Raw genomic sequence first — 17,138 nt, 5'->3', positions numbered from 1 at the left:
ATTATAGCTGCTACTGATTAAGGGAAGAAATTACAACTTTGACTGATTACTTAGCCGCTACCACAAGTTCTTTGCCCTCTCCCAGTGGGAGAGGGAGAAAACCAGCGTCGGATGAGTTTGTGCAACTATCTGAGACGGGTGATATCTTAGTGTTACTTTAGCCTTGTCCAAATTTTGGTAAAGGTTTCTTCACAAACCCATCCGGCACTTGGAATACACTGTCGTGCACTGGCTCTACCTTAGTGCTGTGCACTTGGTATAGGTAGTGGAAGATTGGCTTTTCACCTTTAGGTTTTGTTTCTGACTTCACAATGTTGCCGATTAGCTTGCTGGCCATACTCATCAACTTATCACTAGGATCGCTAGCCTCACTCGTCGCGGCGGTCTGCTCATTGTTGCTCTGACAGGCGTTGTTCTTTTGGTACCAATTGAGATCGATCTTGAGCGGATAGCCTTTGATGGTTGCCAGCTTGCGGCTGACGTCGTTGTGCCAAGTCTGCTTGCTGCTATCTGTGTCACCACTGAAGGCCGACAATGCGCGGAAGATATCTTGTGGCAGGAAGCGGGCGAGTGGGTTATCTTGCAGATGGGCTTCTTTGAGGTAGGTGTCAGTTAACTTCTGGTGAATCTCCCAAACTTTTTTCATTTCTCCGGTGGGGGATGTGGTCCAAAAATCGATCTGTAACTTGTTGACGTTCTGGTGGTGCGCCGAGTCTTCGGAAACAAGATTCCAGGTCGCCCGATATAATCTTGCTTGGTGTCCACTCAGGGTCTCCTCTTGGCTGGTTTTAACCACGCTGAACCGGTGTTGGATCATGTGCAATGGGCAGGTTTCGGTACCGCTGGGAACGTACTGATCCGTTTTTTCATCGGTACTCTGATTGCTCGCGGCTCGCAGGATATTTAGTATGCTCGGACAGCTTTCAACATTGCATTCCCAATAGGTCCGCCTATTGAAATCGACTTTATAAGCCTTATTTTGGTCGAGACGAAAAATATCTGCTGTATGAAGATTGCTGAACAGTAGTTTGCCCCACCAAGAATCTGCCTTTGAATGGCCATCGATGGTACGGCGGTCAGCGCGGGTATATGCCACTTCAGTGCCATGGAAATTTGGTAGGATCGAGCCTTGAATTAGGCTCGTTGCATGAATGACTGCCGTAGGATGAACGGGGGTGTTGTCGACTTTTGGTGGTTGATAGGCTGTTTGGGTGGCGCATCCAGCTAACATGAGGAAGGTGGTGACGGACAGAGCCGAAAAAAATTTATCCATTCCCTTGGTTCCTTGTTGATTGTGAGCAATGCCTCTTGTGTACCCATATGGGGCCAAGGCGGTCTCCATTATGACAATGGTTAGAATCTAACAGTTCTGTAACATAGAAGCTATGATGTCTGCTCATTAATTGAGCTCAAGGTGAATATGCTCACAAATCTCTTGGTTATTAAACAGCGCTAAGCTATCTGCTCTCTGTCAAAAAAGCCGATGTAACACTCATTGCTTAATCTACAATCATATCTTTGAGAAACCGAAATCCCTAGGGGGCATCTGCGGCGGCTTTAAGCAATATTTATTGCAAAATTGAACGTCCGATTTATAGGATCACGCTAATTTTAATCGTAAACTGCTAGGGACTGTGGAACATTTCGCCATTGCTTCAAGTGATCGCATTTTGTGAGAATGAAGTCATATATTTATGGTCGGGTCAGTGTTTCACTAGATTTAATATTAACCTTCAAGGGGTAAACGATGTTTATCGCAGTTTATGAATTTGAAATAAAAGACGGTACGGAAGCTTTATTTCGTCAAGCATGGCTAGAAGTGACTAAGGCAATTTATCAGTATTGCGGTAGTTTCGGGTCTAGGCTCCATCTTTCAGACAAGCCAAATATCCTAGTTGGTTATGCTCAATGGCCTAGTCGTGAGCAATGGGAAAAAGACCGCCAGATTACCGATGCGTTGTATGAAAAAGCTCGTGATGACATGCGCAATTGTCTCGTCCAAGCGAAAACCGTTTATAAGCTAGATGTCAGCGATGACTATTTGCAAACTGACTCGGCATCAGCTAGCTAGGGACTGTTGACCTTTTGTGATTAGTTTTGCAGAAATCTGAGAGGGATTTAGGCAAGGCAAACGTTGTGCCGTGTAGTTATTCTCCACAAAGGACGTTTAACGCTGGATAAATTCCTCTCAGATACTGCCCTTGGGGTTCATTTAAACGCATCCTGAACTTTGTTGCCCCTTGCTTGCTTCACTCATTAAGCGACGCAGGGGGCGCCGCGTTCAAAATGCGTTTCATTTGAACAAAATTCAACCACCAAAGGTCAACAGTCCCTAATAAGCCAAGCTTTCTTGTTCATTAAGTTTCAGCTCTCAGCCACTTCGATAGACACGTTTGTAATTTTGGTTTTAGGCTGTATCAATAGTGCAACCAGCTTTGTTAAACGATACAAGGCTGCGTTGTAACTGAGTTAGCTGAGCTTACATCGGAAAACTTTAAAATGGGTAATCAGTGTTTCCTATGATGAGGGCAATATTGAATGCTGTCTTGGCTGACTATCTTCGTATCTGCTTGCTAAGTCATGTTCCACTTCATCCCCTTGCCGTAAGCGAGTCATCTCATAGCAGCGAACTATCTTGTGTGCCAATAGAGTAAAATAAGCTAGTACATAGAATGACATTAATGAAACATCATTGTTTTTCGCTGTGGCTTGATGATGAGTAAAAACTATGTGGTTTTTTACAGAGGCAGCAAAAATGTTTACTTCCATCTCTCGTACTTCATTTTTAAGTAATGCTACATACCTGATACAACCATCTAAATCAAACTGATTTCCATTTACAGTTTGTCCTTATTGACAATGGGAATACTCTCTAATTTTTTTAGAATGCTATATATCATTAATAGGATGATTTGTCTCATATCATATGCTTATAACGATAATAATATTGAGGATAAATTAGCTATTTACATCTATATTTTAGGATCAGTTGTTAGGAATATAACGGATGTGATTTAAAAATATATATTTGCTCAGAAAAGGCTGTATATACCAATCGTAGAGGATAAACGAGATTATGGTTTTGATTTGAATATAATGAACGTTATTATATCGGGGTAAGCAGTAAATTAGCATGCTATTTATATAGTTTTATGTTGAAGCTGCAGAACAATAAGCTATATTTTTATTGCTAAATTGGCATCGTTATCTACAGCAGACTATCTGTCTATTATCCATTGGTAACCTTCCTATCGTTAAAAATTTGAACTCAATCTATCATGGCAGTTGGTACAGAGAAGCTTGCTCTAGGCTGCGAGAAATAGTTACTAGTTGGTATATTTTATCAGAGTAAGGAAATTTATTTTTTGAAATGTTTTTTATCTATATGATTTTTAAATAAAAACAGATATTTTGAAACGTTTTAGTTAAATTCTTATAGAGTTATTTTTAGGCAAAAATTTCAGCCTGCTATATGCTTTGTTAAAGCACTTTTAAAATATATAAGTGGCGATAATCGGAATGCGTATACGTATTAGTTTCATCATAATCGGATTTTTCAGTGTCCTGAGCATTGCAGTGTTCGCTCAGGATCCACCGATTAAACGAATACTTGTTTTGCATTCTTATGATGCTTCATATTTGTGGACGGCAAGGCTTCAAAAGGGGATTGAAGATGCCAATCAATCGACCGGTAACGCTTTAAAGATGTCGATTGAATATCTAGATACCAAACGGATTTCAAATGAAGATTATTTAGCAACAATTCGTTATTATTTGCAAAAGAAATATAAAAACTACCCATTTGATGGGGTGATTATCACGGATGATAATGCTTTGAACTTCATCAATAGTCTTGATATGCCGAATATTCGCAATTTACCTAAAGTGGCTGTTGGTATCGGCAATGTAAATGCTTCTTTAGCAAAAGGAATTATTCTTTATGAGAAAGACTATATTGAAGAAAATATTAAGTTGATTTTGAAGCTTCGGCCCAAATTACAAAATCTCTATTTTTTGGTTGACAGAAGTTACAGTGGCAATTTAATCGATAAAGAAGTTGTACAAATTGTTAAAAAATATCCACAGATCAATTTGGTGCGAATTCGTGATTTCTCTCTCAGTGAGACCCGATATTTGCTAGAGAAAGCCTCTGATGAGGATGCCGTATTGTTGACTCATTTTAATACTGAAAAACGATCTAATATTTTTCACGAATATAGTCAGATAGCTTATCAAATAGGACATTATAGCCGACCTCCTGTATTTGTACTCTGGAAATTTTATATCAGTGGTGGAGTGATGGGGGGTTATGTTACTCGCTCTTATCAATTAGGTGTTCGAGCGGTTCAATTATTAATAAATCAGCTTCCGGGGGAGATTCAAGAGCCGACTTCAAACTCGCCAGCGGAAGGGTTTGTATTTGATTATAAATCACTACAGCGGCATCATATTGATGAAAGCCTATTACCTCATAATTCTTATATATTGGGCAAGCCTAAATCATTTATTTACGCTAACTGGAAGATTTTAGTGGTTACTGGTTCGACGATTACTATTTTAATTGTCATTATCTTAGTCTTAATGTTGTTATTAAAGCGTAAGCGTGAGATTAATTCTCAGAGTCAGAAAATTGTTGAATTGCAAAATCAAACCGTGAATGTGCAAAAAGATCTGATTCACCTGTTGGGAGATGCGATTGAAATTCGTTCCGGTGAAACCGGTAACCATGTTAAACGCGTTGCTAAAATGTCAGCTATATTGGCGCAACTTTGCCAACTAACTGCAGATGAATGTCAGATTATTGAAATTGTTAGCCCAATGCACGATGTCGGGAAAATAGGGATTCAAGAAGCCATTTTAGAAAAGCCGGGCAAGCTAACTGCTGAAGAGTGGCGCATCATGCAAAGTCATGTGGAGATCGGCTATAGAATTTTAAGTTCCAGTGAAGGCGAAATTTTGCATTTCGCCGCTATCATTGCTCTAGAGCATCATGAACATTGGGATGGCAAGGGGTATCCTACCGGTAAAGCTGCTGAGAATATCCATATTTTTTCCCGTATTACAGCGATTGTTGATGTATTTGATGCGCTGTTAAGTGAGCGCAGCTATAAAAAACCTTGGTCATTAGCGAAGGTCGTTCAATTATTTGAAGAGCAAGCCGGTAAACAATTTGATCCGAAATTAACGAAGCTATTTTTAGAAAATCTCGACCGTTTTGTTGCTATTCGAGAAAAATATCCTGATAAAGTGGATAATGCACTGACATTAGTAAGATAAATTTGGCCAAACCCGATATCGTAGCATCCATTTACTTCCTCAAAAATTTAGGGATCACAATTGTAATTGTTCCTGAAAAATCACAATGTCTTCAACAACCTTTTTGCTCATTTTTTCTGGAAATTCATTATATTATGCATCTGAATGAAGCTAGATCATGATAATATCAAGTTAAAATGTATAATATTTAGAACTTGAGTCCGTTATAAATCATATAAATATAAAACATGCCGATTTCCGTAATGATAAATCAGATCCTAGTCCTCTTTATTTTGATGGCTCTAGGATATGGATTAGCTAAATACAAAGTGATTGATGCCCATTTGAGTCATAAGCTGACTTGGTTGCTTTGCTATGTAGTAATGCCATGTTTAATCCTCAAGGCCTTTCAGATCCCATTTTCGACTGAAATGTTACATAATTTTGGGGTGATGTCGGTTGTGACGATAGCGATCCATGTTGTCTATATTGTCCTCAGTAAGTTGCTGTTTAATAAACATACGCTCAAAGATGAATCGTTGATAGCGCCAATGCAATTTACGTCTGTTTATTCAAATTGTGGTTTTATGGGGATTCCGTTGGTGGCTGCAATCAACCACTCTGGCGTTTTTTATGGTTCAGTTTATATTGCGATTAATGGCCTATTTGTCTGGACTCATGGCTTATTGACTTATACTGGGAAAATTGACCGTAAAGCATTACTCAAAGTGCTACTTAACCCTAATACCATTGTAGCGGTCATTGGTATCATCTTCTTTATTGGTTCGGTGAAATTGCCTGTACCGATTGTATCCGCACTCGGTTACATTGGTAGCATGAATACAGCGTTATCGATGATAGTCGTAGGTGCTGCAATGACTCAGGTTGACCTTAAAAAAATATTCGTCAATGGGATGGCTTGGGTGATTACTTTAGTGCGTAATCTGTTATTTCCCAGTATTGTTTTGATTGGGTTAACAATGGCTGGGATTAATAGTCAGTTGTTGGTGATTTTGCTCGTTTTATCAGCATGCCCAGTGGCCGGAATGGCCGTCATATTTGCCCAGTTGACGGGGCGAAATACTGTTTTCCCATGTATCAGTTTGGCGCTTTCAACTATTATGAGCATGGTATCTATTCCAGTATTGTTGGCCTTGGCTGCGATGATTAATTAAACTTAAGCTGGCAGAGGCCTTTGATATTTACCGAGCAAAGTATCTTAGACAAGGACAGGTCATCGGTGACAATTAATTTTAGCGACTGCCAGCTGGTTAGACCAACATTAGCACTGCATGAGGCTTTTGAAGCCTTTGTTGATGATTTTTTATTGTATGATGGCCCCAATAGCAACGAATATATCCCTTCAATGGATAATTTTCCTGAATATATTCGCGCGCTCCATCGCCAGAGCCAACCGTCTCGGCATTCTTCAGAAGCTACTTTGTGTCATCATTTCTGGCTCTATAACTCCATCAATCAATGCATTTATGGCGTGATTCGTATTCGTCATCCGCTTGAGGGACGGTTTCTTCTGACTGAAGGAGGGAATATTGGTTATCATATTGCACCTAGTTACAGGAATCGGGGACTTGGTAAGTTAATGTTAAAACTCGCTTTACCCAAAGCTCATGAATTGGGTATTGAAAGGGTACTTGTCACTGCAAAAGAAGATAATCTGGCTTCTCGGGCAATTATTCAAGCTTGTGGCGGTCAGCTCGAAAATGTTGTTTATGGGCCAATTTTGGGGTATCGAATTGCCCGTTACTTTATTCATCTATCAGGGGAGCAACAGTGATGGGTTGTATTTTTTGCGATATAGTTGCCGGGAGAATGCCGTGCCATAAAATATGGGAAGATGAACATCATATGGCCTTTTTATCTATCTTTCCCAACACTGACGGCTTTAGTGTAGTGATCCCGAAATGTCATTACGACAGTTATGCCTTTGAGCAAGAGGATAAGGTATTAGCCGATTTAGTCATTGCCACTAAAAAAGTAGCTTTATTATTAGATAAAGCGTTTGATGATGTGGCTCGCTGCGGGATGATGTTTGAAGGTTATGGAGTGGATCATTTGCATGCGAAGTTATTCCCCATGCATGGTACGGGCGATGACAGCACGTTTAAGCTTATTGAATCAAAACAGCATAAATTCTTTGAACGTTATGAAGGTTATTTGTCATCGCATGATTGTGAGCGTGCCAATGACGAACATTTGGCGGCATTGGCACGAAAAATTCGCAGTGCGGATGGCAAATAGTCGGTTCGACGTAGCTTGTTGGTTAGGGAACTAATAGGTTACCGATTCTATTGGCTTCACTGCTGGCTATTCTTGCTACTAGCATTCCTGCTGTGGCAAATCGTTGCCAATGGCGAGCATAATACATCCCATCGACAGAGGCATATAGCGGTGTCAGCTCGTCATTTAGCGGATTGAGAATCTCCGCAAGTAATTGTCCTTGGCTGACCACTTCGCCAACCTGACAGTGGTGTAAAAGGACCCCGGAGACAGGTGCGTTGATATATTCACATCCAGCTAGAGGTGTCGCAGGATAAAGGAGTTCTGGTAGCGGTGATTGATCGCCTTCGATGTAACCGCAGTAGATCAGATAATTGATAATTGCATCTGCATCTTTTTGGGCTTGTTTAGCGTTGACATCTCTCACGCCACGTAACTCCAGCGTGACAGGTTTAAGTCCCAGCTCTATTGGAAAACGCAATCCTAAATGTTGCCGTAAATAGTACCATGGTTCATAGCAAGCTTCGTCAAACGGTTCTCCGCCAGAGATATCTGCTAATAATTGTGCTTTAGTTCCTAAATAGCGTGCCAGTGGTTCGATTTCAGGCCAAGCTGAAGGGACCGTATACAAATGAGCACTCGCCTCCCAGTCACAGTGCAGATCGAGCATTAACTCGGCATCGTAAGCCAATTTCAATAACTCAATTTTAAGCGACTTCAATTCAGTCGTGGGATTGAGTGCATTTAGCTGGTCGGCTAACGCCTGACGTATTCGCTGGGTATTTTCTTTTGCGTTAGCCGTTAGCTCTGACTCAAGTTGTTTAGCCAATAGCGGGCCAAACATTGGATAATCACGGTTAAAATCTTGCCCACTTTCTTGCTCAAAACGACCCATTTGTGTGCCATGGACAAACTGACCTAAGCCGATAGGATTGGCTATAGGAACCAAGGTTATACTCGCTTTTAGACGGCCTTGTTCTTCAAGAAGTTTGAGTTTTTGTTTCAAATACCACGTGACCACCATTCCGGGTAATTCATCAGCGTGCAGAGAACCTTGAATATAGACTTTTTTTTCATGGTCAGAGCCAAAATGGAAGCTGCTAATTGATCGTGATATTCCAAGCGTTTGGGGGGTAAGCAGATGCTGGCAGTGATGCATAATAAGTTCCTAAAACAAAGGCACTGCACGACGGCAGAGCCTTTGTATTTGAAATAACGGGATATTATTTATTCTGTGGAATCACAATTACATTTGTTGTGAAGTATTTTTTCTCAATCTTGGTAAGTTTGCCAGATTTAGCAAGTGTCACCAATGCCTTATCAATTGCAGTTTTTAAATTTTTATCGCCTTTTCTAAGGCCTATGGCGGTTGGCCCGACTAGACCTTCGGCCGATACTGCTTTACCGGTTAGTGCAAAGTTTTTAGCTTCTGGTTTTGACAAAAAGCCAAACTGAGCTTGTACTGCATCAGTGAATAATGCATCGATACGACCATTGATTAAATCGGATTCAACTTGAGATTGATCCGCGTAACTAACCACTTCGACACCGTGTGATTGCCAGTTTGCCTTCGCGTAGGTTTCTTGGATCGTACCTTGTTCAACCCCTACTCGTAGCCCTTTTAGTGATTGAGCTGTTGGTTCAAGGTGTTCGCCTTTACGAGCAACTAAGCGAATAGGTGTATTGTAGATGGGGATTGAGAAGTTAATCTCTTTTAAGCGTGCATCGGTAATGCCCATATCAGAGAGAATTGCGTCGAACTTGCGGGCTTTTAAAGCCGGGATCATGGTATCGAAGTTACTTTCTTTCCATACACACTTAGCTTGGAGCTGGTGGCAGATTGCATTGCCTAAATCAATATCAAATCCAACGAGTTTGCCATCAGGTTGTTTCGATTCAAACGGTGGATAAGTTGGGTCAACAGCAAAACGAATAGTGTGAATTTTCGCTTGAACATTCATTGCTGCGCTGGCGACTAGTGCAAATAGACCGACCTTAATGGTTCGATGACAAATTCGATTAATCATATACGATACGTTCCTTTGTAATAACAGATGAATAGCGCTACACCATACCATTAGATGGATAAATAGGAAAATTATGCATTTTTAATAGATAAAAATTTGAAATATATTTTCTCAGTCATTGCATCAAACCATCAGACGCAACAGGTAACAATGGTCTGCTCACTTTTACCAGGCGCTTTTTCGCCTGTCTTTCACCTGTTTCTCAGTATTTTTAAGATACTGAAATAGCAGGTAATTAAATATGTTACTCATAGCGATTACGCGTCGGGTTAGCGGCTCAACTAAAGTGGTTTTCAATGTATGAGTCCTACAACCACTAAAGATTTTATTCCCTTTTGTGTGATTAATAGTTATTTATCATGGCTGATGGTCTATCAATTTTTTTCTGCTTCCACTATAAGAAAGAGAGTATTGGATAAAATATATTAAAATGCGTTATTTTAGTGCTCTATTTGCACTATTATGGTGAATATTGTGAGTGTTTGTTTATGACTATTATTTGTGATTTTAATTAACTAATTGTTTATTCATTATTTTTTTAAAATAATTAATAAACAATTGCTTGGCATACCTATTGCTTTGTTCAACAATGTGTTTTTATGATCTGACAATTTAGGAAATTCGATACATTTATGAGCACCATAGCTAAGACATCTAACTCGCATCGTCCAATACTGTCAGTTGAGAACCTGAGTGTAAGCTTTGTTTTAGAAGATGGTGTGGTGGTGGATGCAGTCGATGACCTGAATTTTTCGATTGCACCAGGGCAGACATTGGCACTCGTGGGAGAATCGGGCTCAGGTAAATCAGTCAGCTCGATGGCGATTATGCGCTTGCTGGATTATTCTCCGGCGCAAATTCGTTCGGGTGAAATTATCTATCGACCCGAACCGGGGCAAGAATTCAATTTATTACAGCTTGATAAATCACAAATCCGTCAGATCCGAGGTCGTCGTATCGCGATGATTTATCAAGAACCAATGACGTCTCTGAACCCCGTTTTAACCATTGGTCAGCAAATGGTTGAAGTTCTTAGAATGCACTTGAATTTGTCACAACACCAGGCGAATGAACGTGCGATTCACTGGTTGTCTAAGGTTCGCTTACCAGATGCCAAAGCAATGTTACAGCGATACCCCCATGAGCTTTCTGGCGGAATGCGTCAGCGGGTGATGATCGCGATGGCTCTGTGTTGTGAGCCTAATTTACTGATTGCTGATGAGCCAACAACCGCCTTGGATGTCACGATTCAGGCTCAGATCCTCCAGATTATTCGTCAGTTGCAGGAGGAAATGAACATGGCGGTATTGTTCATTACTCATGATATGGGCGTTGTGGCCCAGATGGCTAATGATGTGATTGTCATGCGCAAAGGACAAGTGTTAGAGAGAGGCCCGGTTCAGCAGTTATTTAGTTGCCCTGATCACCCTTATACTAAAGCACTGTTAAATGCAGTGCCGCAAATTGGCTCGATGAAAGGGCAACAAGGGCCATCGTATTTTACATTGCTCGATGAACATGAAGCGAATGATAACTTACCCAAGCTTAAGGAGCCTGATTGGCAAGAGCCTCTGTTGGAACTTACAGATGTCACGACTCGGTTTACGGTGAAAAAAACTTGGTGGGGTAAACCGACGCACCAAGTTTTTGCTAGCGAAAAAGTCTCGCTTACGGTTTATCCCGGAGAAACATTGGCATTGGTGGGAGAGTCCGGTTCGGGGAAATCAACAGTTGGCAAAATGATTCAACAACTACTGCCAATTCAACAAGGCGATATGTTCTATCAGGGGCGTTCGTTTCAAGCCATGAATAAAGCGGAGAAGGTTGCTCTGCAGCGTGAAATTCAGTATATCTTTCAAGATCATTTTGCATCACTAAATCCGCGGCGAACCATTTTTGCCAGCATTGCTGAGCCCATGACAACCCATCACCTGGTGGCTGGAAAAGCGAACGTCAAGCGCAGAGTTATCCAGTTACTTGAGCAAGTGGGGCTTGATGAAAGTTATGCTCAGCGCTATGCCCACGAACTTTCGGGGGGGCAGCGTGCTCGAGTTTGTATTGCCCGAGCTTTGGCTCTTGAACCAAAATTGCTCATTGCCGATGAATCGATTGCTGCATTGGATGTGTCGATTCAGGCGCAAATTCTTAATTTGTTGATGGCCCTGCAAGCTAAGTTAGGACTGGCGTGCTTGTTCATCACTCATGATATGGCGGTCGTAGAAAAGATTAGTCATCGGGTAGCAGTGTTATACCTGGGACAAATTGTTGAATATGGTCATCGCGAAGATATTTTTGAGAATCCACAGCATCCGTATACACGTAAGTTACTTTCAGCAGTCCCGGTTGCTGATCCGAAATATAAGCCAGCTTTACTAGCTATTAACGAAGATATCCCCAGTCCTGTTCGTTCTGTCAATAATCCGCCTGTTGCGCAAGCTTTACAAGCGGTTAGCAAGCATCACTGGGTTGTTTCACACCAACAAAAGGATTTAGATCATGCGCAAAATATTTCCCACGGCTCGTAAGAGCGTGCTCGGTCTGGCTATTGCCGCATCATTGGGGTTATCGTTTAACAATGCTTTGGCCGCTGATTCAGATACGTTGACTGTGGCGGTTGCTCAAGACCCAGGTACTTGGGATCCAATTGATACATTTTTAGTGAACTGGTCGGTTGTCGCCAATGATATATTTGATGGACTCATTGCCCGGGGGCCCGATCTGAAGCTGAAGCCCGCACTGGCAACCAGCTGGCAGTTCATGAACAATAACAAAACGATTCGCTTCCATTTGCGCCACGGTGTGACATTCCAAAATGGTGAAGCCTTTAATGCTCAGGCTGTAAAATTTACCTTTGATCGCCTATTGGCGGATAAAGCCAGTCCTCAGCGCTCAAATTACACGGCGATTAAATCGGTGAAAGTGATTGATGATTACACCGTTGATTTTCATTTGGCGCAACCAGATCCAGTTTTGCTGACTAAATTAGCCGGTTACGGCGCGATGATCGTGCCACCTAAGTACATTAAAGAAAAAGGGGATGCTTATTTTAATACTCATCCCATAGGTACTGGGCCTTTTAAAATGGTTTCTTATAAACCCAATGTCTCAGCAACTCTGGTGCGTAACGACCACTTCTGGGGAGATAAGCCCAAATTAGAAAAAATTGTTAACCGGTTTATTAAAGAGCCTGCCACTCAGGTTGCTGAATTACAGTCTGGCCGGGTAGACATCATTACCAGTATGCCAATTTCTATGATTAAAAAGGTGAATAGTCAGCCTGATTTAGAAGTAATTAGCCACACAGGACCAACCACTTATGCGTTGCGTTTTAATACTAAAAGAGGCATTACTAAAAATCTAAATGTGCGTAAGGCACTGATTATGGCTGTTGATCGTAATGCCATTATCCATTCAATTCTTGCTGGTCAGGCTGAACCGATCACCAGTTTTCAAAGTAAATTGTCTTTTGGCTATGATCCATCACTAAAACCATTGCCTTATGACTTAAAAAAAGCCAAAGCACTGCTTAAAGCCGCGGGTGTAAAAAATGGTACGAAAGTCGAAATTGATTTTCGTGGTAATAACGGTACTTTCCGGGAGGTTGTGCAGGCCGTTGCTGGGTATTTGTCGATGGCAGGGATACAGGCCACCATTAAACCTTATGACTCGAATGTGTTTTTAAATGATATCGTGCCAAACGGAAAAACGGGGGCAATGTTCCAGCAGTCATGGGGCGGGTGGACATTTGATTATGACAATACCGCTTATCTGCTTTATCACTCCAATGAAACCTATAATCCATACAACAAAAGTGCCAAGTTAGACAAACTGCTTGAGGAACAACGGCAGATGGTTGATCCGAAAAAACGGTTACCGATTTTGCAGTCGATAGCCAAGTACGTCTATCAAAATCATTGGGAAATGCCGCTTTATAACCTCAATACTATTTATGGGGTCAATAAACGAGTACAGAACTTTGCTGCGCCTGCTGATATGCGTTTACGTTTAACGCACGTAAGCGTTAAGTAAGTGGAACTTGATTAATTATGCTGTTTTATATTACTAAAAGGTTGATTCAGGCGCTGTTTGTTGTGTTTGTGGTGACCTTATTAGTTGCTTGGGCAATTCGCCTTTCTGGCGATCCGGCTGTTATGTTAGCCGGCGCCGGAAATCTTTCACCGCAGGATCTAGAGAATATCCGGCAAGCTTTAGGGCTTAATCAGCCATTCTGGGTGCAGTACGGTCAATTTATATTAGGACTATTGCATGGTCAGTTTGGCTTTAGCTTTGTTGGACACCGATCCGTGGGGCATATGATTGCTCAGGCATTGCCTGCAACACTAGAGTTAGCGGTCAGTTCTTTGGTGTTGTCCATTGTGATTGCTTTGCCCATGGGGATGCTTGCGGCAATTTATCGCGGCGGCAAACTTGATCAGATTATTCGAGTGATCTCGCTGATTGGACTGTCGTTTCCGAACTTTTGGTTGGCGCTACTACTAGTCCTATTTTTTTCCATTACCTTGGGGTGGTTACCACCCAGTGGTGCGGATAGTGGTGTAGGGCTGATTTTGCCAAGTTTGACGATGGCGATCATCCTCTCGGCTATTAATGTGCGATTGGTTCGTACTACCATGCTTGAGACGCTTAACAGCCAGTATATTTTAGTCGCTCGTGGAAAAGGTTTAAGTGAATGGCAGGTTTTGTTTAAGCATGCATTACGTAATGCCGCAATTCCGTTAGTGACCTATTTAGGACTCCAGTTCGGTAGTTTAGTGGGTGGGATTGTTGTCATTGAACAGGTCTTTAGTTGGCCTGGGATGGGCTCATTAGCATTTAATGCAATTAGTAACCGTGACTATGCCGTATTACAGGGCGCGGTTACAGTATTGGCATTGTTAGTGATTGGGGTGAACCTCGCTGTTGACCTGTTGTATGGACTTATCGACCCAAGGATCCGTCATGACAACTAGTGAAAGTGCTCAAGCCATAAAAGTGCTTAAACCTAAGCGTTGGTACCGCAGTTTTGAATTGACCGTGGGAGCGTTATTAACCTCCGTGATGTTGGTAGTGGTGCTTATTTCACCATGGTTATACCCTAATGGTGGTAGCCAGATTGATTTAATGCATCGTTTACAGGCGCCGTTTAGCTCTGTAACCCATATTTTGGGGACCGATCCACTGGGCCGAGATATCCTCGCTAGGGTGATCGTCGGAGGTCAGGTCTCATTGTTAATTGGTTTTACTTCAGTTGCTGGATCATTAGTCCTCGGTGCAATTATTGGGTTAATTGCCGGATTTTATCGTGGTTTTTGGGACATGTTTCTGATGCGCTTTGCCGATGTTCAGTTGGCTTTGCCATTTATCTTGTTGGCAATCACATTTACCGCCATTGTAGGTTCCAGTATTGGTTTTCTGATTTTGTTTATGATTATGGCTCAGTGGGTGCAGTATGCTCGTGTGATCCGTGGTAGTGTTCTATCGTTAAGAGAGAGAGAATTTGTCCAAGCCGCGCGTGCGAGTGCAATTCCGACTCATTTAATTATTATCCGGCATATTTTACCCAACTGCTTCGGCCCGGTGTTAATACTGACCATGCTCAATATAGGTAATAATATTCTGCTGGCCAGTAGCTTGAGTTTCTTGGGGCTCGGTGTTGACCCTAGTGTGGCCAGTTGGGGCGGCATGTTGGCAGATGGTCGCACTTATATGCAAACTGCATGGTGGGTGTGTGTGTTCCCTGGGTTGGCTATTATGTTAACGGTTTTGGGGATGAATTTATTGGGAGATTGGCTACGTGACCGATTAGATCCGAATTTTCATTAATCATTAAGTTCACGCCGATTTTCAGGAAATACGAGAAGGAGAAGGTATGGCGCTGCCAGAGGTTATTTTACAAAGGCAATTCAGAGCAACTATCGAATGGCTGGCGGAGCAGACCAGACCGTTTAAGGCGTGGGTGTTTGCGGATCAAGTTACCCGCCGTCGGGTCGAATATCAATTAAAGCAGAAAGGTATTGAGGCACGGATTTATAGTGCTTATAAGCCACTGGTTCATTATTTTCTTGAAGATGCGCCACTTGATGATTCAATTGAACGGATTCGGATCACATATCCGGCACATCCGAGCGATAGAAAAAGTAAACGGTTTTTGTTGGAGGCTTTTCCACTGGCTGGGTTGCTTGAAAAATATCAGATTGAGTTTCGCTCCAAAACGACCGCGGATAACTTTTATGAGGTGATGTTTTTCAGCCGCAATGGCGATGTACAAGTCGAGCGGGTGTTCGCGCCGAATAAGTTCCAACAAGATCATACCAATGAATATATTTTTAGCCCTTGTGGTTGGATTCAGTTTTCTGAGCAGGAGCAGTTTGCACTCAAATGCGATGTTCATAGATTGTTTGAGCAGTTAATTGGCCATTTGCAGTCGTGGACATGGCCGGAGCAAGAGCCTTATTTTGATCGGCTTAAGGTTCATGTTGATGTGCCATTTGCTGATCTCAAACTCAAATGGGGCGAAGAGCATATTAGCTTTATCGAAGCACTGCATGAAGATATCTACTTTTCGTTAATTGAGTTTTTTAATGTCTATAGTGGACGAGAGGCAGACTCAAGAGAGTTGCAACCGGGGCAAATTGTTCCTGAAGTTTGTTATCACGATGGACCATGGCAGTTGCAAGTGACGTTGGAACCCTATCAAGCCATTGAGTTTCCAGCTGAAAAAGCACTCTCTGCCGATGCCCTTGCACAAGTGAGTGAGCCTCTGACCCCGAATAAAATTACTGCAACATTGACTCAACTGACCCAAGATTTAGAAGGGCAGTCATTGGATGGCATGAGCCGCAGAGGATTAAATGTTCCAGCTAGTTTATTTGAAGGAACGCATCCGGGAGTGGTCATTACTGGCGCACAGCATGCCAATGAAACAACCGGAACATGTGCGCTCTTGCGTGCATTGCCTATTCTGCGTAAGGAATATCCGGTCGCGTTAGGCTGTATACCGATGCATAACCCTGAAGGCGCCAATTTATATCATCAATTGCGCCGCGATAATCCGCTTCATATGTTACATGCGGCGCGTTATACCGCTTTGGGTAATGATATTCAAAGTCAAAGTGATGAGCAAAACTTTGAAAAAGCGTTGCGTAATAAAATCGTAGCCGCTACTGGGGCAAAACTACATTTGAATCTGCATGGTTATCCTAGCCATGAATGGACCCGACCATTTAGCGGTTATAGCCCGCGCGGATTTGAATTGTGGGCGATTCCGAAGGGGTTTTTCCTGATTATGCGCCATCAACCTGGTAAAGCAGATGCTGCGAGAGCTTTTTTAGAAGCGATTACCCAAGATTTAAGTCAATTTGAGGCGTTGGTGAGTTATAATCAGCGACAACTGAAGTGTTATCGTGCCCATGCTGGCACATTGCCATTTGAGTTAATTAACGGTTTTGCCTGTGATGTTAGTGAACGAGAAAATTTGCATGTCGAGTTTGAGTTAGTCACCGAATACCCTGATGAAACCAGTATCGGTGCTGATTTTAGACTGGGTCATCAGACTCAATTCGAATTCATTCGGGCGGCCTTTGCTCATTTGGATATTGTAAATCAAACCTGATTTTT

13 protein-coding genes are annotated in these 17,138 nt (G+C 42.1%); 10 read left to right on the top strand and 3 right to left on the bottom strand.

The genetic code is table 11. From position 1 onward, the window contains the following. Nucleotides 1-157 precede the first annotated feature (157 nt). Nucleotides 158-1,273, bottom strand: a complete 1,116-nt coding sequence (locus tag EV690_RS02415) for a hypothetical protein (protein WP_131911354.1) — start codon at nt 1,271-1,273, stop codon at nt 158-160. A 474-nt stretch (nt 1,274-1,747) separates the two neighbouring features. On the opposite strand from EV690_RS02415, the gene EV690_RS02410 reads away from it, so the two are divergent. From EV690_RS02410 to EV690_RS02390, 5 genes are all read left to right on the top strand, one after another. After that, entirely contained in the window at nt 1,748-2,071 is a 324-nt protein-coding gene (locus tag EV690_RS02410; RefSeq protein ID WP_131911353.1) for an antibiotic biosynthesis monooxygenase family protein, read from the top strand. Nucleotides 2,072-3,519: 1,448 nt separating this feature from the next. Beyond that, complete coding sequence (locus EV690_RS02405) at nt 3,520-5,277, top strand: HD domain-containing phosphohydrolase (RefSeq protein WP_131911352.1); 1,758 nt, start codon at nt 3,520-3,522, stop codon at nt 5,275-5,277. A gap of 227 nt (nt 5,278-5,504) precedes the next feature. After that, on the top strand, nt 5,505-6,431 hold the full coding sequence (locus EV690_RS02400) for an AEC family transporter (RefSeq protein ID WP_131911351.1): 927 nt from the start codon (nt 5,505-5,507) through the stop codon (nt 6,429-6,431). Nucleotides 6,432-6,496: 65 nt separating this feature from the next. Next, on the top strand, nt 6,497-7,051 hold the full coding sequence (locus EV690_RS02395; protein WP_131911350.1) for a GNAT family N-acetyltransferase: 555 nt from the start codon (nt 6,497-6,499) through the stop codon (nt 7,049-7,051). After that, nucleotides 7,051-7,515 carry an HIT family protein gene (locus tag EV690_RS02390; protein ID WP_131911370.1) on the top strand — a complete coding sequence of 155 codons (465 nt, stop codon included), beginning with the start codon at nt 7,051-7,053 and terminating at the stop codon, nt 7,513-7,515. The genes EV690_RS02395 and EV690_RS02390 overlap by 1 nt, the downstream gene beginning before the upstream one ends. Before the next feature lie 22 nt (nt 7,516-7,537). Here EV690_RS02390 and EV690_RS02385 read toward each other — a convergent pair whose 3' ends face one another. Both EV690_RS02385 and EV690_RS02380 read right to left on the bottom strand, forming a co-directional pair. Continuing rightward, entirely contained in the window at nt 7,538-8,653 is a 1,116-nt protein-coding gene (locus tag EV690_RS02385; protein WP_131911349.1) for a succinylglutamate desuccinylase/aspartoacylase family protein, read from the bottom strand. Between the two features lie 64 nt (nt 8,654-8,717). Next, nucleotides 8,718-9,521 (bottom strand): ABC transporter substrate-binding protein, encoded by an 804-nt coding sequence (locus EV690_RS02380; RefSeq protein WP_131911348.1) that lies wholly within the window; start codon nt 9,519-9,521, stop codon nt 8,718-8,720. A gap of 632 nt (nt 9,522-10,153) precedes the next feature. Here EV690_RS02380 and EV690_RS02375 point away from each other — a divergent pair. Genes EV690_RS02375 through EV690_RS02355 form a run of 5 tightly spaced genes read left to right on the top strand, consistent with a single transcriptional unit; the run spans nt 10,154 to nt 17,133 of the window. Beyond that, nucleotides 10,154-12,046 (top strand): ABC transporter ATP-binding protein, encoded by a 1,893-nt coding sequence (locus tag EV690_RS02375; protein ID WP_131911347.1) that lies wholly within the window; start codon nt 10,154-10,156, stop codon nt 12,044-12,046. After that, complete coding sequence (locus EV690_RS02370; RefSeq protein ID WP_131911346.1) at nt 12,018-13,550, top strand: ABC transporter substrate-binding protein; 1,533 nt, start codon at nt 12,018-12,020, stop codon at nt 13,548-13,550. Before EV690_RS02375 ends, EV690_RS02370 begins: the two co-directional genes overlap by 29 nt. A gap of 17 nt (nt 13,551-13,567) precedes the next feature. After that, nucleotides 13,568-14,491, top strand: a complete 924-nt coding sequence (locus EV690_RS02365; protein WP_131911345.1) for an ABC transporter permease — start codon at nt 13,568-13,570, stop codon at nt 14,489-14,491. Next, nucleotides 14,481-15,344 carry an ABC transporter permease gene (locus EV690_RS02360; protein ID WP_131911344.1) on the top strand — a complete coding sequence of 288 codons (864 nt, stop codon included), beginning with the start codon at nt 14,481-14,483 and terminating at the stop codon, nt 15,342-15,344. The genes EV690_RS02365 and EV690_RS02360 overlap by 11 nt, the downstream gene beginning before the upstream one ends. Nucleotides 15,345-15,390: 46 nt before the next feature. Beyond that, nucleotides 15,391-17,133: a M14 family metallopeptidase gene (locus EV690_RS02355; protein WP_131911343.1), complete on the top strand. Its 1,743-nt coding sequence runs from the start codon at nt 15,391-15,393 to the stop codon at nt 17,131-17,133. Nucleotides 17,134-17,138 lie beyond the last annotated feature (5 nt).

It is taken from the genome of Celerinatantimonas diazotrophica (genome assembly GCF_004339545.1).
Lineage (GTDB): Bacteria > Pseudomonadota > Gammaproteobacteria > Enterobacterales > Celerinatantimonadaceae > Celerinatantimonas > Celerinatantimonas diazotrophica.
Note: the sequence above shows the minus strand (reverse complement) of the source record. Positions and strands in the feature narration are given on the sequence as shown.